Genomic DNA, 21,032 nt, shown 5'->3' on the forward strand with positions numbered 1-21,032 from the left:
GAGGAGGGAGAACCGATGAGCGTGCTCACGCGCTGCCGGGAACTGTGGCGGGGCGCCCTCGCGGCCGAGGACGGGCAGGTGGAGTTCGTCGGCATCGGGGCCACGCCCGACAACCGCCGACAGGTACTGGTGAAGCTGGCCTGGATCGGCATCTGGTTCGCCTATCTCGCGGCACCGGCCGCGGACATCCTCGGCGACCACCACACGGCGGCCGCCGACGTCCTCGGCGGGCTGGGCCTGGTGGTCTTCGTGATCGCCTACCTCGCCCTCGTCTTCCGGCAGACCTCGCGGCCGCTGGAGCGGATCCGGGTGTTCCCCACGCTCGTCCTGCTGCTGGCGATGGCGCTCGTGCTGTCACTGGCGCTCGGCGCCCCCTGGCTCGTCCTCTTCGTCTATATCTGCGTCGCCTGCGGGGCCGTCCTGCCGACGACGGTGTCGCGCTACCCGATCCTGCTGACCACGGGTCTGCTGATCGCCGTCGGAACGAACACACCGAAGGCCGGCGACTACATGCCCGCGCTCGTCCTCCCGGCGCTGCTGGGCGGTTTCGCGATGGTCGGGGTGCGGCAGATGGCCCGTACGACCAGGGCGCTGCGCGAGGCCCGGGCCACCGTCGCCCACCTCGCCGCCAACGAGGAGCGGCTGCGGCTCGCCCGTGACCTGCACGACCTCCTCGGCCACTCGCTGTCGCTCATCACGCTCAAGAGCGAGCTGGCGGGGCGGATGCTGCCGGACAAGCCGGACCAGGCCGCGCAGCAGGTCGCGGACATCGAGCGGGTCAGCAGGCAGGCGCTGGTCGACGTGCGGGAGGCGGTGAGCGGCTTTCGCCGCCCCACCCTCGACGCGGAGATCGCCGGAGCCCGTACGGCCCTCGCCGCCGCGGGCATCGCCGCGGACCTCGACCGGGTCGAGACCCACCACGCGGACCTGCCGCCCGACGAGGAGGGGGCCCTCGCCTGGGCGCTCCGGGAGGCCGTGACCAACGTGGTGCGGCACAGCGGGGCGCGCCGCTGCGAGGTCTCGCTGGTGGAGGCGGGCGACGAGCTGTGCCTGACCGTCACGGACGACGGCCGGGGCCCGCGGGGCGCGCACGGCAACGGCCTGACCGGCCTGACGGAACGGCTCGCCCTCGCGGACGGCCGCCTGGAGACGGGCCCGGGCCCCAAGGGCGGCTTCCGCCTGCGGGCTTGCGTGCCGCTCTCGCGGAGCGTGCGGTTGGAGGCCTAGCGGTGGGCGGGGGCGGGCGTTGTCGGCTGATGTGGGTTCAACACCCAGTCCGGTCCCGCCCTCCGGCGCCGGGTGGGCCGGTCCGCGGCGAGGCGCCTCTCACGGGGGTGGGGGGCGCCTCGGGCGTACGGCGGGGTGTCCCGGACCGCCTACCCTGGCGCTGTGACCGACCAGCCCAGCCCCGTTCCACCCCAGCGCACGATCAAAGTCCTGCTCGCCGAGGATCAGTCCATGGTCCGCGAGGCCCTCGCCGCGCTGCTCGGGCTGGAGGGTGACATCGAGGTCGTCTCGCAGGTCGCCCGGGGTGACGAAGTGCTCGACGCCGCCCGTGCCCACGCCCCGGACGTCGCCCTGCTCGACATCGAGATGCCCGGGATGACCGGTCTCGACGCCGCCGCGCTGCTGCGGCGCGAACTGCCCGCGCTCAAGGTGGTGATCCTCACGACCTTCGGCCGCCCCGGCTATCTGCGCCGGGCGATGGAGTCCGGCGCGGAGGCGTTCCTCGTCAAGGACGCGCCCGCGGCACAGCTCGCGGACGCCCTGCGCAGGGTGCTGCGCGGGGAGCGGGTGATCGACCCGACCCTCGCCGCCGCCGCGCTCGCGGAGGGCGCGAATCCGCTGACCGACCGCGAACGCGCCGTGCTCCGCGCCTCCGCCGACGGCTCGACCAACGCGGAGCTGGCGAAGGCCCTGCACCTGTCTCCCGGCACGGTTCGCAACTACCTCTCCACGGCCATCCAGAAGAGCGGGGCCCGCAACCGCGCCGAGGCCGTCCGGATCGCCCGGGACAAGGGCTGGCTGTAGCGGCAGGGGATCATGGGCACCGGGCACTCTGTCGCAAGGCCGTCATATGGCCGTCGTAGGGTCCCTACGACCATGAAGACGCGAGGGGGAAGGGGAACGCCGCCGTGCACATCAAGCGCGTTCCCGACGGCGGGCGCGTCCTGACCGTCGCACTGATCGCCGGGATCGCCGCGCTGGCCGTGCTCGACTGCGTGACGGGCACCCGGCTGCGGCTCGCCCTGATCGCGAGCGTCATGCCGCTGATCGCCGCCCGGCTGTGCTCCTTCCGCCGCACGGTCGTCGTCGCCGCGGTCTTCGCGGTGGCCCAGACGGTGATCCACTGCGTGATCGTGCCGCGCTGGGACGTCGCGAGCGTGTTCGTCGCCGTCCTCGGCGCGCTCCTCGTCGGGGGCTTCGCCGTGGCCCTGTGCGCGGCGCTGCTGGAGCGGGAGGCGGCGTACGACCGGACCCGGATGGTCGCGGACGCCGTGCAGCGCACGATGCTGCGGGAACTGCCCATCACCGCGGGGCTGCTGCGGATCGCCGGGTTCTACATCTCCGCGCAGGAGGGCGCCCGGGTCGGCGGCGACATCTACGAGGTGGTGGAGAGCCCGTACGGACAGCGCATCCTCATCGGCGACGTCCAGGGCAAGGGCATGCCGGCGATCGGCGCGGGGCACGCGGTGCTCACGTCGTTCCGGGAGGCGGCCTACCACGAGGCCGCGCTGGAGGCCGTCGCCGACCACATGGAGGGCGCGCTGCTGCGCCACAACAGCGCGCTGTCGCTGACCGGTACGGACGAACGCTTCGTCACCGCGCTGCTGCTGGAGGTCGGTCCGCCGGGCACCACGACCCGGGTGCTGTCCTGCGGCCACATCCCGTACTACGTCATCAGCGGCGACCGGGTCGAGGAGCGGCTGCCCGGACACCACGGGCTGCCGCTGGGGCTCGGCGGGCTCACCGGCGCGCCGCGCCGGGCCGTCGATTCGGAGGCCTGCCGTACGGGTCCGGCCTCGCCGGAGTGGCTGGTGCTGTGCACGGACGGGGTCACCGAGGCCCGCGACCCCGAGGGCCGCTTCTACCCCCTGCGTGAGCGGCTGACCCGCTGGGTGCGGCTGCCGCCGGCGGACCTCGCGCGTGCGCTCCGCGCGGATCTGGAGGCCTTCACTGAGGGCGAGCTCAAGGACGACGCGGCGGTCCTGATCGTCCGGGACGCGCTCGCGTGCGGCGAGCGCGTCCCGCTGTCCTCACAGGCCGGACGGGCGTGAGGACGCGGCCACGGCCGTCAGTTCAGCATCGCCCGCGCCGCCCGCGCCTCGCGCCGGACCGACTGCGCCACCGTCGGCTCCAGCGCGTCGATGACCTCCGCGTACTCCTCCATCTCCCGCGCCCCGCCCACGAAATCCCCCCGTTCCACCAGCAGCTCCGCCCGCTCGTACCGCAGCCGCGCCGGATGGCTCGGCAGCAGCAGCGAGAGGTCGACCGCCCACAGCTGCACCTCGCTCCGCTCGGGGCGGGCCGCGGCCCAGGCGCGGATGTTGTTGAGGACGCGCAGCACGATCTCCAGCGGCTCGGCCGGGGAGAACATCGACGGCGTCAGCGGCGCCCCGGTCGCGCCCGCGACCAGCAGCCCGGCCTCGGACAGCTGCCGCCCGCCGTCGAAGGGGTCGGCCAGCACGTGCGACCCGTACGGCTCACCGAAGCCGATGACGAAGTGGCCGGGCAGCGCCACCCCGTACACCGGGGCGCCCGCCCGCCGGGCCACCTCCATCCACACCACGGACAGCAGAATCGGCAGCCCGCGCCGCCGCCGCAGCACCTCGCCGAGCAGCGAGGACTCCAGCCGCCGGTAGTCGGCGGGGGAGCCGCGGAACCCGCAGCGCTCCCCGAGCAGGTCCGCGAGGGCCGCGGCCCACCGCCGGGGCTCGGCGCCCCGGCCCAGCGCGGGGAGCAGCCCCGCCAGCCGGTCCAGTTCTATCTGCGCCGCGTCGATCGCGGCCTCGCCCTCCATGGGGTCTGCCTCGGTGCCGATCAGGAGGCAGAGCAGCGCGAGGTCGGGGCGCTCCTCCCGCGCCGCTTCCGCGAACCGCCGCCGCCGGCCGGTGGTGTCGTCGTCCATAGGTCCTCGTACCCGCTCGGGGCGGTGGGTGAAGTCCCACCGCCGGTGTCCATGGTGCGGCCCTGCCCGCCCCGTCCGCCTACCCCTGTGGCGCGCGGCGGTAGTGGTACGCGTGGTGGGTGGTGAAGCCGAGCCCGTCGTAGAGCGCGTCGGCGCCGCCGTTGTCCGTCATCACCTGGAGGTACGCGGCCGAGGCGCCCTCGGCCAGCGCCCGCTCGGCCAGCGCGGCCATGACCAGGGTGCCCAGGCCCTCCCGGCGCCGGGCCGGATCCACGTCCAGGGCCGAGAACCCCGCCCAGCGGCCGTCGACCACACAGCGTCCGACGGCCGCGGGCCGCTCCTCGCCCGGCACCGTCGCGAACCACACCGAGGGCCCGCCCGTCAGCACGGCCATCGCGTCCGCTGCGGACGCGGACGTACGCCCGTATGCCCGCAGCCACGCCTCGTCGGGCCGCCGGGAGAGCAGCACGCGGCCGGTGTCGGCCCCGGTGTCGGCGAGGGGGGCCAGCGCGGCCGTGCGCATCACGGCATGCCGCTCCTCCGTCCAGCCGCGCCGCGCCAGCTCCGCGTCCAGCCGCTCGTCCTGCTCCGGGTCGCCGGTGGTGACCTGCACGACCGCGGGCAGCCCGCGCTCCCCGTACCAGGTGCCGACGCGCTCCAGCGCGTCCGGCAGCGGCAGCCCGCAATCGCCCAGGGGCAGCACCGAGTTGGCCCGGCAGGTGAACCCGCCCGCGGCCCGCAGCGTCCAGCCGCCCAGCGCCGCCGTCTCCCGCGCGGGCCAGCCGCGCGTCGCGATCTCCTGGAGCTCCCGCACCGTCGTGGCGGGCCCGCGCCGGCGGGCCGGGGCGGCCGGGACCACCTTGCCCGCGACGAGCGCGGACTCCTCGATCACCACCGTCTCACCGGTCCGGCGTGTGATCCGCAGCACACCGGCGTCCCAGGAGTCGAGCACCCCGACCGTGTCCGTGAACCGCTCGGGGGACCGTCCCGGGTCGTTCAGTCGGCGGACAGATACCCTTTTTCCCACATCGGCGGTACTGATCCTGACTTCGAGCCGTCCGCCCGTGGTGAATTCCACAGCTCTCCTCGCCCCTCTTGTTCGTCAAGTGCCCGGGAACGGAGATACTAGGTGTGGGCATCGACGACGCCGCGCTCCCGCGCGAGATGAGCCCTACCGAGGAGGAACGACAGCGTGACCTACGTCATCGCGCAGCCTTGTGTCGACGTGAAGGACAAGGCGTGCATCGAGGAGTGCCCCGTCGACTGCATCTACGAGGGCTCCCGGTCCTTGTATATCCACCCGGACGAATGCGTCGACTGTGGTGCCTGTGAACCGGTCTGCCCGGTCGAAGCGATTTTCTACGAGGACGACACTCCTGAGGAGTGGAAGGACTACTACAAGGCGAACGTCGAGTTCTTCGACGAGCTCGGTTCGCCCGGTGGTGCCTCCAAGCTCGGCCTGATCGAGCGCGACCACCCCTTCATCGCCGCGCTGCCGGCGGACATCAACCCCGAGCACTGATTCGCGGCAGCCGCCAACGGCCCCGTACGGCCCTCACGCCGTGCGGGGCCGCGGCATTGACACCGAGCACCTATCTGCAAGAGAGCGAGCGAGCACCGTGGGCGCAGTCTCTTCCCGCCTTCCCGCGTTCCCCTGGGACCGGCTCGACCCGTACAAGGCGACGGCCGCCGCCCACCCGGACGGCATCGTGGACCTGTCGGTCGGCACCCCGGTCGACCCCGTCCCCGCGCTGATCCAGCGGGCCCTCACCGACGCCGCCGACAGCCCCGGCTATCCGACGGTGTGGGGCACGGTCGCGCTGCGCGACGCGCTCACCGGCTGGGCGGAGCGCCGCCTGGGCGCCCGGGGCCTGACGCACGCCAACGTCCTGCCCATCGTCGGCTCCAAGGAGCTGGTGGCCTGGCTGCCGACCCAGCTCGGGCTCACCGCGGGCGACAAGGTCGCCTATCCCCGGCTCGCCTACCCGACCTACGAGGTCGGCGCGCGGCTCGCGGGCGCCGAGCCCGTCGTCTACGACGACCCGTGGGAGCTCGACCCGGCCGGGGTGAGGCTGCTGTGGCTGAACTCCCCGTCGAACCCCACCGGCCGGGTCCTCACCGTCGACGAGCTGCGCCGGGCGGTCGCCTGGGCGCGCGAGCACGGCGTGCTGGTCTTCAGCGACGAGTGCTATCTGGAGCTGGGCTGGGAGGCGGACCCGGTCTCGGTGCTGCACCCGGACGTGTGCGGCGGCTCGTACGAGGGGATCGTCGCCGTCCACTCGCTGTCCAAGCGCTCCAACCTGGCCGGCTACCGCGCGGCGTTCCTCGCCGGTGACGCCGCGGTCCTCGGCGAGCTGCTCCAGATCCGCAAGCACGGCGGCATGATGGTCGCCGCCCCCGTCCAGGCGGCCACCGTCGCCGCCCTGGGGGACTCGGCGCACGTCGCCGAGCAGCGCGAGCGCTACGCGCGCCGGCGCGAAGCACTGCGCGCGGCGCTCGAGCGCGCGGGCTTCCGGATCGAGCACAGCGAGGCGTCGCTGTATCTGTGGGCCACGCGCGACGAGCCGTGCTGGGACACGGTGGCGGACCTCTCGAAGCGGGGCATCCTGGTCGCTCCGGGCGACTTCTACGGCGTGGCGGGCGAGCGGTTCGTCCGCGTCGCCTTCACGGCCACGGACGAGCGGGTGGAGGCGGCGGTCCGCCGCCTGTCCGCCTGAACCCCGGCACACGGAGAGAGGGCCCGGGAGACACCTCCCGGGCCCTCTTCGCCGAACGATCCGGTTGACCGAGGTCAGCCGCCGATCGGGAGTCCGCCGGTGGGCAGTCCCTTGGTCGGGAGACCGCCCTTCGTCGCGGTCTCCGCCGTGCTGCTCACGACACCCGCCGCGGACCCGCCGAGGTCGCCCGCGACCTTCTGCGCGGCCGGGGTGGTGGACTGGGCGGTCTTGCCGAGCGTGTCCGTGGCGCCCGGCGCGGCGGTGTCGACGGCCTTGTGGCCCACCTCGGCCGTGGTGACACCGGCCTTGTGCGAGGTCGCGGCGATGTTGTTGCCCAGGTTCGCGCCGTCCACCGCGCTCAGACCGCCCAGGTCGGGGGCCTTGAGGTCCGCGGCGTTGGCAGCTCCGGCCACGCCGATGACGGGTGCCGCGCTGGCGGCGACCAGCAGGGCGGCCCGGGCGATCCGACGCGAAAGGGGGAGGGACATGATGCTCCTTTTGGCGGAGTTGAGGACGTTAGCTGTCCGGCGAGCGGACGCAGTGACTACCGCGTGAGAGCCTCGAAGGTTGCGGTGCCCGAAGGTAAAGCCTTGGTAATGCGTCGCATTATCGGTTTCGGGAAATCCCGGGCAAAACGCACCGGGTGCGACGTTGTCCTAAAGGCGTACAAGCCTTTAGTCGCAAGGAACTTGGGGGAAGCCGACCGGGAACGGCGGGGCACGCCGAATTTCCGCCCGCGCCCCGGGCGGATGCCCCGCAGGAGGGGGTCCTCGTACTACTGAACGGTGGTGATCCGGACCTCTGACGGCGAGGCGGCCGAGGCGTCCGACGTCTTGCGCCAGCCGTCGCGGGAGTCCTCGGCCGTCCACTCCCGGCCGCTGAAGGCGATGCGCTCGATCCGCAGCTCCGAAGCGTGGGCCATCGCCCAGGAGGCCACCTGCCAGCCCCGCCGCGCCGGTGCGTCGTCCGGAGCGTCCGCCGCGGACCGCGCGGGCACCGTCACCGTGCGGGCGGCCGCGCCCGCCGAGCCGTTGGTGCCCGCGCCCCCGGTGCCGTCCGTGGCCGGCAGCACCGTCGCGCCGAACTCGCGCCGCAGCTTCGTCCGTACCGCCGACGGGTCCCCGTGCTTGCCGTCCGACGGGCTCGTCGTGCAGCTGAACGCGGCCTCCGCCCGGCCCGTCAGCCCCGACGCCAGCAGCGAGGCGTCCGGCTCGTGCTTGGCGTACGCCTGCGGGAACCCGCTGCGCTGCACCTTCTGCGCGGCCACCGTCAGGGGCAGCCGCGAATAGCCCGGCACCTGCACGAGGTGGTCGTAGAACTTGCCCGCCGAGTACACCGGGTCGGTGATCTGCTCCGCCGTGCCCCAGCCCTGCGTCGGCCGCTGCTGGAACAGGCCCAGCGAATCGCGGTCGCCGTGGTGGATGTTGCGCAGCCCCGACTCCTGCATGGCCGTCGCCAGCGCGATCGTCACCGCGCGCTCCGGCAGCCCGCGGGCGGTGCCCACGGCGGAGATCGTGGCGGCGTTCACCGCCTGCTCGGGGGCCATGGCGTACGACTCGCCGTTGGCCCGCACGGTGCAGCGGGGGGCGCCGGGGCCGCCCGTCACCAGCTGGGCCACGCCGTAGCCGATCAGCGCCAGCAGCACGGCGCAGGCGGCCACGACGCGCAGCAGGCGACCACGGCGGGTGACGAAGATCCGGGACATGCGGCAAACGTTACTGGAGAGATATGAGAATCATGAGGGCCGGATCCCCGACCGGTGTCCCGCCCGCCCCGCGCGGGCTCCCGCGGGCCCTTCCGGCCCGACGGCCGGTGCCCTGCGGGCCGCGTTAGAGTCGCGGGCATGGATGACGCCGTACTCGACCTGTCCCTCGACGCCGCCGCCCTCACCGCCCGGCTCGTCGACGTCCCTTCCGAGAGCGGGAACGAGAAGACGCTCGCCGACGCCGTGGAGCGCGCGCTGCGCGAACTGCCGCACCTGACCGTCGACCGGTACGGCAACAACGTCGTCGCCCGCACGAACCTGGGCCGCGCCGAGCGCGTGGTGCTCGCCGGGCACATCGACACCGTGCCCATCGCCGACAACGTCCCCTCCCACGTGGACGACGACGGCTATCTGTGGGGCTGCGGCACCAGCGACATGAAGTCCGGTGTCGCGGTGCAGCTGCGCATCGCCGCGACCGTGCCCGAGCCCAACCGCGACCTGACGTTCGTCTTCTACGACAACGAGGAGGTCGCCGCCCACCTCAACGGCCTCGGCCACGTCGCGGCCGCCCACCCCGACTGGCTCACCGCCGACTTCGCCATCCTGCTGGAGCCGACCGTCGCCCAGGTCGAGGGCGGCTGCCAGGGCACCCTGCGGGTCCTGCTGCGCACGGCGGGCGAGCGCGCCCACTCGGCGCGCAGCTGGATGGGCAGCAACGCCATCCACGCGGCCGCCCCGATCCTGGCCCGGCTGGCGGCGTACGAGCCGCGCCGGCCCGTCGTCGACGGCCTGGAGTACCACGAGGGGCTCAACGCCGTACGGATCGAGGGCGGCGTCGCGGGCAATGTGATCCCCGACGCCTGCACGGTCACCGTCAACTTCCGCTACGCCCCCGACCGGAGCGAGGAGGAGGCGCTGGCGCACGTCCGCGAGGTCTTCGCGGACTGCGGGGTCGCCGAGTTCGTCGTCGACGACCACTCGCCCGGCGCGCTGCCCGGCCTGTCCCACCCGGCCGCCGCGGCCTTCATCGAGGCCGTCGGGGCCACGCCGAAGCCCAAGTTCGGCTGGACGGACGTCTCGCGCTTCAGCGCGCTCGGCGTGCCCGCCGTCAACTACGGTCCCGGCGACCCGATAGTCGCACACAAGCGGGACGAGCGAGTCCGTATGGCGCTGATCCCGGAGTGCGAGGAGCGGCTGCGCGCCTGGCTCACCTCCTGACGGGCCCGCCCGTGGCGCCGTGGGGGCCTACGCTGAACAGCAACGATCAGCGTAGGGAGAGCGGAATGGCACATCCCGAAGGAGCCCGTGCCCAGCGGGAGCAGCGCCGCGGGCCGGTCGTGCGCAGGCACGGCCAGATGCAACAGGGCACCACCGACCAGCATCTGCTGGACACCAGAGGTACCGCGGACTGGGTGCACGAGGATCCCTTCCGGGTGATGCGCATCCAGTCCGAGTTCGTCGAGGGCTTCGGCGCGCTCGCCGAACTGCCACCCGCCATCAGCGTGTTCGGCTCGGCCCGCACACCGGTGGACTCGGCGGAGTACGAGGCGGGGGTGGCCATCGGCCGCGGCCTGGTCGAGGCGGGCTTCGCGGTCATCACCGGCGGCGGGCCCGGCGCGATGGAGGCCGCCAACAAGGGCGCGATGGAGGCGGGCGGCGTCTCCGTCGGCCTCGGCATCGAGCTGCCCTTCGAGCAGGGGCTCAACCCCTACGTCAACCTCGGCGTGGACTTCCGCTACTTCTTCGTCCGCAAGACGATGTTCGTGAAGTACGCGAGCGGGTTCGTCGTGCTGCCGGGCGGACTCGGCACGCTGGACGAGCTGTTCGAGGCACTGACGCTGGTGCAGACGAAGAAGGTCACGCGCTTCCCGATCGTCCTCTTCGGGACGGCGTACTGGCGCGGGCTGGTCGAGTGGTTCCGCGACACCCTGATCGCGGAGGGCAAGGCGGGCCTCCACGACCTGCATCTCTTCCATGTGACGGACGACGTGGACGAGGCGGTCGCCTTGGTGACGAAGGAGGCCGGGGCCTAACCGGGGGTCCTCGAACGCCGGACGGGCCGGAAACAGCCCGTCCGGCGTTCGAGGACAGCGCGCGAAGCGTGCTCCGGGGGTCAAGCCAGTCCGCGGCGGGCAACCGCAGGCGCGCGATGCCCCGCGATCGACGCGACCATGTCGAGCACCTGCTTCGTCTCCGCGACCTCGTGCACGCGATAGACCCGCGCACCCAGCCACGCCGACACGGCCGTCGTCGCCAGCGTGCCCAGCACCCGTTCCTTCACCGGCCTGTCGAGCGTCTCCCCGACGAAGTCCTTGTTGGACAGGGAGACGAGGACGGGCCAGCCCGTCTCCGCCATCTCGCCCAGCCGCCGGGTCGCCTCCAGCGAGTGCCGGGTGTTCTTGCCGAAGTCGTGGCCCGGGTCGATCATGATCGCGTCGCGCCGGACGCCGAGCGCGACGGCCCGCTCGGCCAGCCCGAGCGTCACGCGCAGGATGTCCGCCATCACGTCGTCGTACGCGACGCGGTGCGGCCGCGTCCGGGGGTCGACGCCGCCCGCGTGCGTGCACACCAGGCCCGCCCCGTAGCGCGCCGCGACCTCGGCCAGCTTGGGATCGAAGCCGCCCCACGCGTCGTTGAGCACGTCCGCGCCCGCCTCGCAGACCGCCTCGCCGACGTCGTGCCGCCAGGTGTCCACGCTGATCACCACGTCCGGGTGGCGCCGGCGGACCTCGGCCACGAAGCCGACGGTGCGCCGTGCCTCCTCCTCGGCGGTGACCTCCTCGCCCGGGCCCGCCTTCACACCGCCGATGTCGATGATGGCGGCGCCCTCCGACACCGCCTGCTCCACGCGGGCCAGCGCGGCCTCGTCCTGGAACGTCGCCCCCTGGTCGTAGAAGGAGTCGGGGGTCCGGTTGACGATCGCCATGATCACCGGCTCGTGCGCATCGAACTCGCGTCGTCCCAGCCGCAGCATTTCCGTACTCCTCTTCGCGTGGTCCGCCAGCGACCTTAACCGTCAGTGGGGCATGGCACGATCGTGGAGGACGGATTCGTGTGGCGGGCGCACCTGGGAGATGGTCGTGTTCTGGTTCTTGCTCATCGCGCTGGTCGTGGTGGTGGCCGCGGTCACGCTCTTCGTCGTGGGCGGCGGGAGCGGTGTCTCGCTGTCCGAGGCCGAGCCGGACCGGATCGCCTGGCCGCTGCCCGCGGACCGGCCCACGAGCCGGGCCGACGTCGACGCGGTGCGGCTGCCGCTGGCGTTGCGCGGCTATCGCATGACCGAGACCGACGACGTCCTGGACCGGCTCGGCGCCGAACTGGCCGAGCGCGACGCCCGGATCGCCGAGCTGGAGCGGGCTCTCGCGGTCGCGCGGGCGGAGGCGGCGCGGGGCGCGGCGAAGAAGGACGAGGAGAGCCCCGGGCAGGCGCCGAGCGACGCCGCGCCGGGCGAGCGGAACGGGGGTACGGAAGCATGAGCACAGGAGTGGTCGTCGGCCCGGACGGGCTGGCGCGCTGTCCATGGGGCCTGGAGGCGGAGTCCATGGAGGACTACCGCCGCTATCACGACACCGAGTGGGGCCACCCGGTGCACGGCGACGACGCCCTCTACGAACGGATGTGCCTGGAGGCGTTCCAGTCCGGGCTGTCGTGGCTGACGATCCTGCGCCGCCGCGAGGGTTTCCGCGCGGCCTTCGCCGACTTCTCCATCGCCGAGGTGGCGGCCTTCACGGAGGCGGACGCGGAGCGGCTGCTCGCCGACCCGGGCATCATCCGCAACCGCGCGAAGATCAGCGCGGCGATCGGCAACGCCCGGGTGGCTGCGGAGTGGGCGCCCGGCGAGCTGGACGCCTTCATCTGGTCGTACGCACCGGACGGAGCCCGCAGGGCGCCGCGCACGGCGGCGGACGTGCCGGGGACGACCCCGGAGTCCACGGCCCTCGCGAAGGAGCTCAAGAAGCGGGGCTTCCGCTTCGTCGGGCCCACGACGGCGTACGCGATGATGCAGGCGTGCGGCCTGGTGAACGACCACTTGGCGAAGTGCCACGCGCGGGAGGCCGCGTAGCGGCGGCCCGGGCCGTCAGCGCCCCACGAACCGTGGCTTCTGCTTCTTCAGGAAGGCGTCCACCGCGATGCGGTGGTCCTCCGACGCCCCGGCGCGCGCCTGGAGCTCGTCCTCCTTGGCCAGCGCCTGGGCCAGCGAGTGGTCCGCACCGTAGGCCAGCGACTCCTTGAGCGCCGCGTAGGCCGCGGTCGGGCCCTCCGCGAGGCGGCGGGCCACCGCCGCCGCCTCCGCGGCGAGCTCCGCGGCGGGCACGACCTTGTTCGCGATGCCCAGCTCGTACGCCTCCTGGGCGGGCACGTTGCGGGGGAACAGCAGCAGGTCCGAGGCGCGGCTGTGGCCGACGAGGCGGGGGAGGGTCCAGGAGACGCCCGAGTCCGCGGTGAGCGCGACCCCGGCGAAGGACGTGTTGAAGGAGGCGGTGTCCGCGACCACGCGGTAGTCCGCCGCGAAGGCGAAGCCCGCGCCCGCGCCCGCCGCGACCCCGTTGACCCCGGCCACGACGGGCTTCCGCATCCCGGTGATCGCGGTGACGATGGGGTTGTAGTGCTCCTTGACCGTGCTCATCACGGACTCGGCCCGCGCCAGCAGCTCGACGTGCTCCTTGAGGTCCTGCCCGACGCAGAAGGCGCGCCCCGTGGCGGTCAGCAGGACGGCGCGCACCGCCGGATCCGCGCCGGCCTCGCCCAGCACGTCGCGGAGGGCGATCTTCGTTCCGATGTCGAGCGCGTTCATGGCGTCGGGACGGTTGAGTGTGACCGTCGCGAGCCCGTCCGTCACGTCGTACAGCACGGTGTCGGCCATGGAGCCGCTCCCTCCCTCGTCGCGGCTGCGTCGACAGCCGTCAGGGCTCAGCATGCCGGAGATCACCGGCGGCCGATATGTGACCTGCGTCAAAGAAACCGGCCATCAAGGCGGCGCGATGGCCGCGCAGTATCGCAGTCCGATCGCCGAATTGGGTGGTTTTGCGAGAGCGCGTTGCCGACCGGATGCGGACCGATGTTGGTCATCGGGTCACGCGATGCGGGATAATGGCCTGGAAGCAATGTGTTCGATGCCGGTGACACCTGGGTTGTCGGCTGCGGCGAGCTGGTTTCAGGAAGGGGAACGAGCATGGCGGCCATGAAGCCGCGGACGGGCGATGGCCCGCTCGAGGTGACCAAGGAGGGGCGGGGCATCGTCATGCGGGTTCCGCTCGAGGGCGGCGGTCGTCTCGTCGTCGAGCTGACCCCGGACGAGGCCAAGGCTCTCGGCGAGGCCCTGGAGAAGGTCACCGTCTGACGCACGGCCTGCGAATCTCACGCTGCCCCGGCCGCCGGCCCGTTCCCGGCTCCGGGGCAGCGGTGTATCCACGCCCGGCGCACGCCCCGGGCGCGCGGCGGCCCGTGGAGCGCCCCGGTGGGCGTACGCGTCCCGTGCCGCGGGTCAGCCGCGCCGGGCCGCGCACAGCAGCCCGTCGCCGACCGGCAGCAGCGAGGGCAGCAGCACGGTGGACTCGCGCACCGCGCGCAGCAGCTCGCGCAGTCGCTGCACCTCGGCGGGCTGGGCGGCCGAGTCGACCGTGCGGCCGTCCGCGAAGACGCCCTCGAAGCAGACGAGTCCGCCGGGCCGCAGCAGGCGCAACGATTCGGCTAGATAGTCGAGGCACTCCAGCCGGTCGCCGTCGCAGAACACCAGGTCGTATCCGCCGTCGGCGAGGCGCGGCAGTACCTCCAGCGCGCGGCCGGGGATGAAGCGCGCGCGGTTGCCCGCGAAGCCCGCGGCGCGGAACGCCTGCCGGGCGAACTGCTGGCACTCGGGGTCGCTGTCCACGGTCGTCAGCACGCCGTCGGGCCGCATGCCGTGCAGGAGGTGGATGCCGGAGACGCCGGTGCCGGTGCCGATCTCGGCCACCGCCTTGGCGTCCACCGCCGCGGCGAGCAGGCGCAGCGCGGCGCCGGTGCCGGACGACACCGAGCGGAGACCTGCCTCATGAGCCCGGTCCCGGGCCCAGCGCAGCGCCTCTCCCTCGGCGACGAACGCATCGGCGAACGCCCAGCTCGTCTGCTGGTTGCCGGTAATGGCCCTCTCCTGTCCCCGTAGTCGACGCAACCGTGACTGTATCCGCTGACCACGGGAACCCGCAGATGGGACCGCGCGTTGGGAAGAATCGGAGGGCTACGGCGGGAGAAGCCGGGGGGAGACGCCGAAGACGGGGGATCAAGACCAAATAAAGGTCAAAATTCCTTATCCTGAGCTAACGGGTGGGATGGATATGGTAGGGGCTCCACTGGACACCACCAGAGCCGACAGGGGAGGTGCGGCTGCGGCCGGAGACCGTCGGGGCGTGCTGAAGCGCTTTCGCAGGTCCCTCGGCGAGCCGAAATCCGTGACCAAGACCGCTGACCGTTCGCGCACCATCGACTCCGCACCCACCGCGACCTTCGCCACCGATGCGGATTCGCAGGCGTGGGCCCCTCCCTCCTGGGAGGAGATCGTCAGCACGCACAGTGCACGGGTCTACCGCCTGGCCTACCGCCTCACCGGCAATCAGCACGACGCCGAGGACCTCACGCAGGAGGTGTTCGTGCGCGTCTTCCGCTCGCTGTCCACGTACACCCCGGGCACGTTCGAGGGGTGGCTGCACCGCATCACCACCAACCTCTTCCTGGACATGGTCCGGCGCCGCCAGCGCATCCGTTTCGACGCCCTCGGCGAGGACGCCGCGGAGCGGCTGCCCAGCCGCGAGCCCTCCCCCCAGCAGCACTTCAACGACACCCACTTCGACGCGGACGTCCAGCAGGCGCTGGACACCCTCGCCCCGGAGTTCCGCGCCGCCGTCGTCCTGTGCGACATCGAAGGCCTTTCGTACGAGGAGATCGCCGCGACGCTCGGCGTGAAGCTCGGCACCGTGCGCAGCCGCATCCACCGCGGCCGCTCCCACCTCCGCAAGGCGCTCCAGCACCGCTCGCCCGCCGCCCGGGCCGAGCAGCGCGCTGTGGCCGTGGCAGGCGTTCCGCTGAGTGGGGAGGTAGGGATCGCGTGACCGGTTCAGGCGGTCAGTCCCCCGCCGAGCACCATCTCGGCGACCGCCTCGCGGCCCTGGTCGACGGGGAGTTGGGACACGACTCTCGGGAGCGGGTGCTCGCGCACCTGGCGACCTGTTGGAAATGCAAAGCAGAAGCCGACGCCCAGCGCCGGCTCAAGAGCGTGTTCGCCGAAGCGGCCGCCCCGCCGCTCTCCGACGCGCTGCTCGCCCGCCTGCAGAATCTGCCCGGCACCGGCCCCGGTGGCGATGGCGCCGAGAGGCCGCGCGGTGAGGGCGCGGAGCCCGGCCCGGACGGCCGCGGGCGGCCCGGAGGTCAGGGAAAAGGCGGCGCCGGCACCCGGGCTGAAACCTTTGCCCTCTTCCCCGCCGTCGCCCCCTGGCAGCGTGACCGCGGCTTCCGCATCCATGACTTCCCCGACGCGTCCCGCGGCGCCTCGCGAGGGCGCCGCTTCGCCTTCGCGGCGGCGGGCGCGGTCTCGCTCGCCGCGTTCGCGCTGGGCAGCGCGCAGCCGCTCGCCTCGGTCGGTGAGACCACCAGCGCGCGCTCGGAGGACCCACGCGTCGCCACGGCGCCGCTCGCCCTGACCCCCGGTGTCACCGCCGAGGACCGCCGCGCGCTGGCCCTCACGCTCGCCGGGCGGGACGGCCCCGGTGTGCCGGGCGCCCCGGCCGCGCCCGCGGCTCCGGCCGCGGAGGTGTCGCTGCTGCGGCCCTCCGGCGCGGCGCTGTTCCCGCCCCTGATCCGTGCCGCGCTCCCCGCCCCGGGCCTCTCGACGGCGGACAGCGCGCCGATCAGTCACTGACCGGTCCCACCCGGCCGCGCCCGTCGGATCCGGTCGGCGGCCCCGGGCCCTCTGCGCAGGTCCGCGCGGACCTGGTTGAATTCCTGGTGGGCCGCGGATCCCTCGGGCGATGCCGTGCGCCCTCCGGCGAACGGTGGGGAGAAGATGGACGAGGGGAAGGCGCGGCCCATGGGCCCCAAGCCGCAGTGGTGGAGCCGTCCCCGGCGTACGACACCGCCTGACGCTACGTCACCAGGCCCTGAGGGCCAGCCCGGACCTGTCCCGACGGGCACGGCCCCCGCGGACGCCACGCCCCCGCCTTCGTACGACGCGGAGGCCGGCCAGGACCCGGCGCCCCTGCACGCGCCCGACCCGTACAGCACGCCGCCGTACGGCCGTCCCGGCCCGTGGGCGCCCGCGCCGCCCGTCCAGCGCCCGGTCACCCCGGCGCACGGCACCCGCCTCCCGCCGGCGGGCATGCCCCCCGTGCCGCCCGGTCACGGCCCGCAGTTCACACCTCCCCTTCCGTACGGGGCGCCCGCGCCCTGGCAGTACGACCCCTGGGCCGTGTCGCCCGCGTCCCGCCCCGAAGCCCCGGCCGGTCCGGCCGCCGGGCGGCGGCGGGGGCGCATCGTCGTCGGGGCGCTGATCGTGGCGCTCGTCGCCGGAGGCGCCGGCGGGGCCGTCGGGTCGTATCTGGAGCGGGACGGCGTCGTGGGACACCACGTGCGGCTGCCGCAGGCGCCCGTCGACCGGTCCGGGCGGGCCCCGGGCAGCGTCGCCGGGATCGCCGCGCGCACCCTGCCCGGCGTGGTGACCATCCATGTGCGCGGCGGCAGCGACCAGGGCACCGGCACCGGCTTCGTCCTGGACAGGGAAGGCCGCATCCTCACCAACAACCACGTCGTGGAGCCCGCGGGCTCCGGCGGCGACATATCGGTGACCTTCAACGGCGGCCAGAGCGCGAAGGCCACCGTCGTCGGCCGGGACAGCGGCTACGACCTGGCCGTGATCAAGGTCTCCGGGGTGTCCGGTCTTACCCCGCTCGCCCTCGGCAACTCCGACTCCGTCCGCGTCGGCGACTCCGTGGTCGCCATCGGTGCTCCCTTCGACCTCGCGGGCACCGTCACCACCGGGATCATCAGCGCCAAGGAGCGCCCGATCACCGCGGGCGGCCAGAAGCAGGACGGCAGCGACGTCAGCTATGTGGACGCGCTCCAGACCGACGCCCCGATCAACCCGGGCAACTCGGGCGGACCGCTGGTGGACTCCGAGGCCCGTGTCATCGGCATCAACAGCGCGATCCGCTCCGCGGGCGACGGCTCCGACCTCGGCGGCGGCCAGGGCGGCAGCATCGGCCTCGGCTTCGCCATACCGATCAACCAGGCCAAGCGCGTCGCCGAGGAGCTCATCAACACCGGCAGGGCCACCCACCCGGTCATCGGCGTGACCCTGGACATGACGTACGCGGGCGACGGCGCCCGGGTGAACTCCAAGGGCGCCGACGGACCGGCCGTCACCCCGGGCGGACCCGGCGACAAGGCGGGCATCCGGGACCAGGACGTGATCAGGAAGATCGACGGGGCGCCGGTGCACAGCGGCCAGGAGCTGATCGTCAAGGTCCGCAGTCACCGTCCGGGTGACCGGCTCGCCCTCACCGTGGAGCACGACGGCAAGGAGCGGACCGTGGAGCTGACCCTGGGCTCCGCGGGCGCGCGATGACCTTTGGCCTGATGTTGGCCCGGGCGACGCCCGCGGGGGTTCCCGGGCCAGGTACCGTGATAGGTGGCCGCGACCCCCGGCCATCGACGCCTCAAGGAGCTGCAACGTGCTCGACATAGGACCCCTCGAGCTGGTCGCGCTCGTGGTGATCGCGGTGCTCATCTTCGGCCCCGACAAGCTGCCGAAGATGATCCAGGACGTGTCGCGGACGTTGCGCAAGATCCGGCAGTTCTCGGAGAACGCCAAGCAGGACATCCGCTCGGAGCTGGGCCCGGAGTTCAAGGACTTCGAATTCGAGGACCTCAACCCCAAGACCTTCGTGCGCAAGCATGTGCTCGACAAGGACGAGCTGGGCCTGAAGGAGATCCGCAACGGCTTCGACTTCAAGGCGGAGATGGGCGACGTGGCCGACGCCGTCCACGGGCGCAGCAGTGCCCCGGAGCCGACCTCCGGCCCGGCCGCCCCCGGCCCCTCGTCCCCGTCCGGTGGCCCTGACCTGCTCAAAAAGCGCGAAGGGCTGCACCCCGGTGAGCGTCCGCCCTTCGATTCCGACGCCACCTGAGTCCGCGCATCCCGTGCGCCATTGACGGGGGTGGCTATCCTCCCTGTGTTTGGGGTGAAGTCGTCCTAGGGGGGCGGGCTCGCCCAGGACGTCGGGCAACGAGGAGGCGCCGCGCAGATGGAGACGACGAGTCGGGTAGGGGCGCAGGGACCGGCCGGTGAGGCCGGTGCGTCCGCCGCACAGGATGCGGCACAGAGCGGCCCCGGTACCCGGCGGTCCGTCGACGGCTATCTGCTGGCCTCGTTCCCGTGGTACGGCCTGGACGAGGCGTACAGCGGGCCGCGCTGGCTGATGCAGGTCGGCTCCGCCGCCGACGGGACCGTGGAGCACGGTTCCACGGGCCACGGCGAGGAGCCCTCGCCGCGCGGCGAGCGGGTCGACCCCGCCGCCGAGAAGCAGCGCTTCGCCGTCGTGGTGACCGTCGCGAGCCGCCCCGTCCGGCGCAGCGCCGACGGCACGGGCGTGCTGGAGGCCACCTCGGTCTCCTCCGCCGCCTGGCTGGCCGGCTCGGGGCTGCTGTCGTGCACCTGGCCCGCGCAGATGGAGCGCGCCCTGCGGCAGGACTGGCTGGACCAGCAGACGGCCCTCGCCTGGGAGCTCGCGGACCACCTGGACGAGCCCGCCTGGTCGACGCTGTCGCTCCCGGTCGACGGGGTGCCCACCGACTTCCGCTACCGCGAGTCCGAGTACGGCTGGGTCCTCGCCGGTTCCGCCGAGGGCGTCCACCTCGGCGCGTACGGGCGGGGCATGAGCGCGTACGGCATGGGCTTCTCGGTGATCAAGGACCTCGCCGCCTACGGGAGCTGAGGACGCCACCCATCGGGCCCACCCGAGCTGCGTGCGCCCCGGTGCCGGGCTTGAATGCCTGGCAGGGGCAGCACTCGGAGAGGTGAGACGACATGGGTGGTTCGTTCGAGCTCTACAAGGACAAGGCCGGTCAGCACCGGTTCCGCCTCAAGGCCGGCAACGGCGAGATCATCGCCGTCGGCGAGGCGTACAACAGCAAGGCCGCGGCCGAGAAGGGCATCGCGTCCGTGAAGAACAACGCCGCCGACGCACCCGTCAAGGACCTGGAGACGGGGAAGCAGTAGCGCGTAAGGGGCGCCCTCCATGGAGGGCGCCCCTTACTCATGTGCTCATGCCGTCGTACGGCGGTCAGAACTTGTTGCGCGGGGTGATCCCCAGCGACATCCCCGAGAGGCCGCGCCGGCGCCCTCCGAGCTTGCCCGCGATGGCCCGCAGCGCGGCGCCCGCAGGGGACTCCGGGTCCGTCAGGACGACCGGCCTGCCGTCGTCGCCGCCCTCGCGCAGCCGGACGTCGATCGGGATCGAGCCCAGCACGGGCACGTTCGCCCCGGTCGTCCTCGTCAGCCCGTCGGCGACCGTCTGGCCGCCGCCCGTGCCGAACACGTCGACCATCTCGTCGCAGTGCGGGCAGGGCAGCCCGGACATGTTCTCCACGACGCCGACGATCTTCTGGTGCGTCTGCACGGCGATCGAACCGGCGCGCTCGGCGACCTCGGCGGCGGCCTGCTGAGGCGTCGTCACCACCAGGATCTCGGCGTTCGGGACGAGCTGCGCGACGGAGATCGCGATGTCACCGGTGCCCGGCGGGAGGTCGAGCAGGAGGACGTCCAGGTCGCCCCAGTAGACATCCGCCAGGAACTGCTGGAGCGCGCGGTGCAGCATCGGGCCGCGCCACACCACCGGGGCGTTGCCCGGGGTGAACATCCCGATCGAGATGACCTTCACGCCGTTCGCCGACGGCGGCATGATCATGTTCTCGACCTGGGTGGGCCTGCTGTCGCCCGCGCCCAGCATGCGGGGCACCGAGTGGCCGTAGATGTCCGCGTCCACGACGCCGACCTTCAGGCCGTCGGCGGCCATCGCCGCCGCCAGGTTGACCGTCACCGAGGACTTGCCGACGCCGCCCTTGCCGGACGCCACCGCGTAGACCCGGGTCAGCGAACCGGGCTTGGCGAAGGGCACCTCGCGCTCGGCCGTGCCCCCGCGCAGCGAGGCCGCCAGCTCCTTGCGCTGCTCGTCGCTCATCACGTCGAGCTCGACGGAGACCTCCGTGACGCCCTCGACGGACGCCACCGCGTTGCGCACGTTGCTCGTGATCGTCTCGCGCATCGGGCAGCCCTGGACCGTCAGATAGACCGCTACCGCGACCGCGCCGTCCGCACCGATCTCCACCGATTTGACCATGCCGAGATCGGTGATCGGACGGTGGATCTCGGGGTCGTTCACCGTCGCGAGCGCGGCGCGGATCGCGTCCTCGCTCACAGACGTGCCGTTCGTGTCGGTAGCCATGAAGACGATGG

24 protein-coding genes are annotated in these 21,032 nt (G+C 73.1%); 16 read left to right on the plus strand and 8 right to left on the minus strand.

What is annotated here, in order from left to right:
* Nucleotides 1-15 precede the first annotated feature (15 nt).
* The 3 genes from DXZ73_RS27450 to DXZ73_RS27460 all read left to right on the plus strand — a co-directional run bounded on the left by DXZ73_RS27450 (nucleotide 16) and on the right by DXZ73_RS27460 (nucleotide 3,278).
* Nucleotides 16-1,227, plus strand: coding sequence for a sensor histidine kinase (locus tag DXZ73_RS27450; protein ID WP_116213714.1), 1,212 nt, complete (start codon nucleotides 16-18; stop codon nucleotides 1,225-1,227).
* Between the two features lie 162 nt (nucleotides 1,228-1,389).
* The gene (locus DXZ73_RS27455) at nucleotides 1,390-2,031 is read left to right on the plus strand and encodes a response regulator transcription factor (protein WP_275898595.1); all 642 of its coding nucleotides are present in this window, start codon (nucleotides 1,390-1,392) and stop codon (nucleotides 2,029-2,031) included.
* A gap of 104 nt (nucleotides 2,032-2,135) precedes the next feature.
* Nucleotides 2,136-3,278: a PP2C family protein-serine/threonine phosphatase gene (locus DXZ73_RS27460; RefSeq protein WP_240351509.1), complete on the plus strand. Its 1,143-nt coding sequence runs from the start codon at nucleotides 2,136-2,138 to the stop codon at nucleotides 3,276-3,278.
* 17 nt (nucleotides 3,279-3,295) lie between these two features.
* Here DXZ73_RS27460 and DXZ73_RS27465 read toward each other — a convergent pair whose 3' ends face one another.
* Both DXZ73_RS27465 and DXZ73_RS27470 read right to left on the minus strand, forming a co-directional pair.
* Nucleotides 3,296-4,129 carry a transglutaminase-like domain-containing protein gene (locus DXZ73_RS27465; RefSeq protein WP_116213715.1) on the minus strand — a complete coding sequence of 278 codons (834 nt, stop codon included), beginning with the start codon at nucleotides 4,127-4,129 and terminating at the stop codon, nucleotides 3,296-3,298.
* A gap of 79 nt (nucleotides 4,130-4,208) precedes the next feature.
* Nucleotides 4,209-5,207: a GNAT family N-acetyltransferase gene (locus DXZ73_RS27470; protein WP_116213716.1), complete on the minus strand. Its 999-nt coding sequence runs from the start codon at nucleotides 5,205-5,207 to the stop codon at nucleotides 4,209-4,211.
* 114 nt (nucleotides 5,208-5,321) lie between these two features.
* Here DXZ73_RS27470 and fdxA point away from each other — a divergent pair, with 114 nt between their 5' ends.
* The gene (gene fdxA, locus DXZ73_RS27475) at nucleotides 5,322-5,651 is read left to right on the plus strand and encodes a ferredoxin (RefSeq protein ID WP_030366150.1); all 330 of its coding nucleotides are present in this window, start codon (nucleotides 5,322-5,324) and stop codon (nucleotides 5,649-5,651) included.
* 97 nt (nucleotides 5,652-5,748) lie between these two features.
* Nucleotides 5,749-6,846, plus strand: coding sequence for a succinyldiaminopimelate transaminase (gene dapC, locus DXZ73_RS27480; RefSeq protein WP_116213717.1), 1,098 nt, complete (start codon nucleotides 5,749-5,751; stop codon nucleotides 6,844-6,846).
* A 74-nt stretch (nucleotides 6,847-6,920) separates the two neighbouring features.
* Here dapC and DXZ73_RS27485 read toward each other — a convergent pair whose 3' ends face one another.
* Together DXZ73_RS27485 and DXZ73_RS27490 are read right to left on the minus strand one after the other, a co-directional pair.
* Nucleotides 6,921-7,334: an ATP-binding protein gene (locus tag DXZ73_RS27485; protein WP_116213718.1), complete on the minus strand. Its 414-nt coding sequence runs from the start codon at nucleotides 7,332-7,334 to the stop codon at nucleotides 6,921-6,923.
* A gap of 287 nt (nucleotides 7,335-7,621) precedes the next feature.
* The gene (locus tag DXZ73_RS27490) at nucleotides 7,622-8,551 is read right to left on the minus strand and encodes a hypothetical protein (protein ID WP_116213719.1); all 930 of its coding nucleotides are present in this window, start codon (nucleotides 8,549-8,551) and stop codon (nucleotides 7,622-7,624) included.
* Nucleotides 8,552-8,689: 138 nt separating this feature from the next.
* Here DXZ73_RS27490 and dapE point away from each other — a divergent pair, with 138 nt between their 5' ends.
* The gene (dapE, locus tag DXZ73_RS27495) at nucleotides 8,690-9,769 is read left to right on the plus strand and encodes a succinyl-diaminopimelate desuccinylase (RefSeq protein ID WP_116213720.1); all 1,080 of its coding nucleotides are present in this window, start codon (nucleotides 8,690-8,692) and stop codon (nucleotides 9,767-9,769) included.
* 65 nt (nucleotides 9,770-9,834) lie between these two features.
* Nucleotides 9,835-10,584: a TIGR00730 family Rossman fold protein gene (locus DXZ73_RS27500; RefSeq protein WP_116213721.1), complete on the plus strand. Its 750-nt coding sequence runs from the start codon at nucleotides 9,835-9,837 to the stop codon at nucleotides 10,582-10,584.
* Between the two features lie 80 nt (nucleotides 10,585-10,664).
* On the opposite strand, the gene folP is transcribed toward DXZ73_RS27500, so the two are convergent.
* Nucleotides 10,665-11,525: a dihydropteroate synthase gene (gene folP / locus DXZ73_RS27505; RefSeq protein ID WP_116213722.1), complete on the minus strand. Its 861-nt coding sequence runs from the start codon at nucleotides 11,523-11,525 to the stop codon at nucleotides 10,665-10,667.
* Nucleotides 11,526-11,631: 106 nt separating this feature from the next.
* On the opposite strand from folP, the gene DXZ73_RS27510 reads away from it, so the two are divergent.
* Entirely contained in the window at nucleotides 11,632-12,027 is a 396-nt protein-coding gene (locus DXZ73_RS27510; RefSeq protein WP_240351510.1) for a DivIVA domain-containing protein, read from the plus strand.
* Nucleotides 12,024-12,614: a DNA-3-methyladenine glycosylase I gene (locus DXZ73_RS27515; RefSeq protein WP_116213723.1), complete on the plus strand. Its 591-nt coding sequence runs from the start codon at nucleotides 12,024-12,026 to the stop codon at nucleotides 12,612-12,614. The genes DXZ73_RS27510 and DXZ73_RS27515 overlap by 4 nt, the downstream gene beginning before the upstream one ends.
* A gap of 15 nt (nucleotides 12,615-12,629) precedes the next feature.
* On the opposite strand, the gene DXZ73_RS27520 is transcribed toward DXZ73_RS27515, so the two are convergent.
* The gene (locus DXZ73_RS27520) at nucleotides 12,630-13,415 is read right to left on the minus strand and encodes an enoyl-CoA hydratase/isomerase family protein (protein ID WP_116213724.1); all 786 of its coding nucleotides are present in this window, start codon (nucleotides 13,413-13,415) and stop codon (nucleotides 12,630-12,632) included.
* Between the two features lie 309 nt (nucleotides 13,416-13,724).
* On the opposite strand from DXZ73_RS27520, the gene DXZ73_RS27525 reads away from it, so the two are divergent.
* Entirely contained in the window at nucleotides 13,725-13,892 is a 168-nt protein-coding gene (locus DXZ73_RS27525) for a DUF3117 domain-containing protein (RefSeq protein ID WP_003985072.1), read from the plus strand.
* A 144-nt stretch (nucleotides 13,893-14,036) separates the two neighbouring features.
* On the opposite strand, the gene DXZ73_RS27530 is transcribed toward DXZ73_RS27525, so the two are convergent.
* Entirely contained in the window at nucleotides 14,037-14,702 is a 666-nt protein-coding gene (locus DXZ73_RS27530) for an O-methyltransferase (protein ID WP_116213725.1), read from the minus strand.
* 163 nt (nucleotides 14,703-14,865) lie between these two features.
* On the opposite strand from DXZ73_RS27530, the gene sigE reads away from it, so the two are divergent.
* The 6 genes from sigE to DXZ73_RS27560 all read left to right on the plus strand — a co-directional run bounded on the left by sigE (nucleotide 14,866) and on the right by DXZ73_RS27560 (nucleotide 19,796).
* A complete protein-coding gene (gene sigE / locus DXZ73_RS27535) occupies nucleotides 14,866-15,636 on the plus strand; it encodes an RNA polymerase sigma factor SigE (RefSeq protein ID WP_205519240.1) in 771 nt (256 codons plus the stop codon).
* Nucleotides 15,633-16,442, plus strand: coding sequence for an anti-sigma factor family protein (locus DXZ73_RS27540; RefSeq protein ID WP_116213727.1), 810 nt, complete (start codon nucleotides 15,633-15,635; stop codon nucleotides 16,440-16,442). Before sigE ends, DXZ73_RS27540 begins: the two co-directional genes overlap by 4 nt.
* A gap of 144 nt (nucleotides 16,443-16,586) precedes the next feature.
* A complete protein-coding gene (locus DXZ73_RS27545) occupies nucleotides 16,587-18,143 on the plus strand; it encodes a S1C family serine protease (protein WP_116213728.1) in 1,557 nt (518 codons plus the stop codon).
* Between the two features lie 106 nt (nucleotides 18,144-18,249).
* A complete protein-coding gene (locus DXZ73_RS27550; RefSeq protein WP_116213729.1) occupies nucleotides 18,250-18,705 on the plus strand; it encodes a sec-independent translocase in 456 nt (151 codons plus the stop codon).
* A gap of 117 nt (nucleotides 18,706-18,822) precedes the next feature.
* Complete coding sequence (locus tag DXZ73_RS27555) at nucleotides 18,823-19,512, plus strand: hypothetical protein (RefSeq protein WP_116213730.1); 690 nt, start codon at nucleotides 18,823-18,825, stop codon at nucleotides 19,510-19,512.
* Nucleotides 19,513-19,604: 92 nt separating this feature from the next.
* A complete protein-coding gene (locus tag DXZ73_RS27560; protein ID WP_116213731.1) occupies nucleotides 19,605-19,796 on the plus strand; it encodes a YegP family protein in 192 nt (63 codons plus the stop codon).
* Nucleotides 19,797-19,860: 64 nt separating this feature from the next.
* Here DXZ73_RS27560 and DXZ73_RS27565 read toward each other — a convergent pair whose 3' ends face one another.
* Nucleotides 19,861-21,021, minus strand: a complete 1,161-nt coding sequence (locus DXZ73_RS27565; RefSeq protein WP_116213732.1) for an Mrp/NBP35 family ATP-binding protein — start codon at nucleotides 21,019-21,021, stop codon at nucleotides 19,861-19,863.
* Between the last annotated feature and the right edge of the window lie 11 nt (nucleotides 21,022-21,032).

The sequence above is a fragment of the Streptoverticillium olivoreticuli subsp. olivoreticuli genome, from assembly GCF_003391135.1.
Lineage (GTDB): Bacteria > Actinomycetota > Actinomycetes > Streptomycetales > Streptomycetaceae > Streptomyces > Streptomyces blastmyceticus.

Bases quoted from the DNA above. Each gene is read 5' to 3' on its own strand.
- DXZ73_RS27450 (WP_116213714.1), top strand. From the start codon at position 16: ATGAGCGTGCTCACGCGCTGCCGGGAACTGTGGCGGGGCGCCCTCGCG.
- DXZ73_RS27465 (WP_116213715.1), bottom strand. From the start codon at position 4,129: ATGGACGACGACACCACCGGCCGGCGGCGGCGGTTCGCGGAAGCGGCG.
- DXZ73_RS27485 (WP_116213718.1), bottom strand. From the start codon at position 7,334: ATGTCCCTCCCCCTTTCGCGTCGGATCGCCCGGGCCGCCCTGCTGGTC.
- DXZ73_RS27490 (WP_116213719.1), bottom strand. From the start codon at position 8,551: ATGTCCCGGATCTTCGTCACCCGCCGTGGTCGCCTGCTGCGCGTCGTG.
- dapE (WP_116213720.1), top strand. From the start codon at position 8,690: ATGGATGACGCCGTACTCGACCTGTCCCTCGACGCCGCCGCCCTCACC.
- DXZ73_RS27500 (WP_116213721.1), top strand. From the start codon at position 9,835: ATGGCACATCCCGAAGGAGCCCGTGCCCAGCGGGAGCAGCGCCGCGGG.
- folP (WP_116213722.1), bottom strand. From the start codon at position 11,525: ATGCTGCGGCTGGGACGACGCGAGTTCGATGCGCACGAGCCGGTGATC.
- DXZ73_RS27515 (WP_116213723.1), top strand. From the start codon at position 12,024: ATGAGCACAGGAGTGGTCGTCGGCCCGGACGGGCTGGCGCGCTGTCCA.
- DXZ73_RS27520 (WP_116213724.1), bottom strand. From the start codon at position 13,415: ATGGCCGACACCGTGCTGTACGACGTGACGGACGGGCTCGCGACGGTC.
- DXZ73_RS27525 (WP_003985072.1), top strand. From the start codon at position 13,725: ATGGCGGCCATGAAGCCGCGGACGGGCGATGGCCCGCTCGAGGTGACC.
- sigE (WP_205519240.1), top strand. From the start codon at position 14,866: ATGGTAGGGGCTCCACTGGACACCACCAGAGCCGACAGGGGAGGTGCG.
- DXZ73_RS27545 (WP_116213728.1), top strand. From the start codon at position 16,587: ATGGACGAGGGGAAGGCGCGGCCCATGGGCCCCAAGCCGCAGTGGTGG.
- DXZ73_RS27555 (WP_116213730.1), top strand. From the start codon at position 18,823: ATGGAGACGACGAGTCGGGTAGGGGCGCAGGGACCGGCCGGTGAGGCC.
- DXZ73_RS27560 (WP_116213731.1), top strand. From the start codon at position 19,605: ATGGGTGGTTCGTTCGAGCTCTACAAGGACAAGGCCGGTCAGCACCGG.
- DXZ73_RS27565 (WP_116213732.1), bottom strand. From the start codon at position 21,021: ATGGCTACCGACACGAACGGCACGTCTGTGAGCGAGGACGCGATCCGC.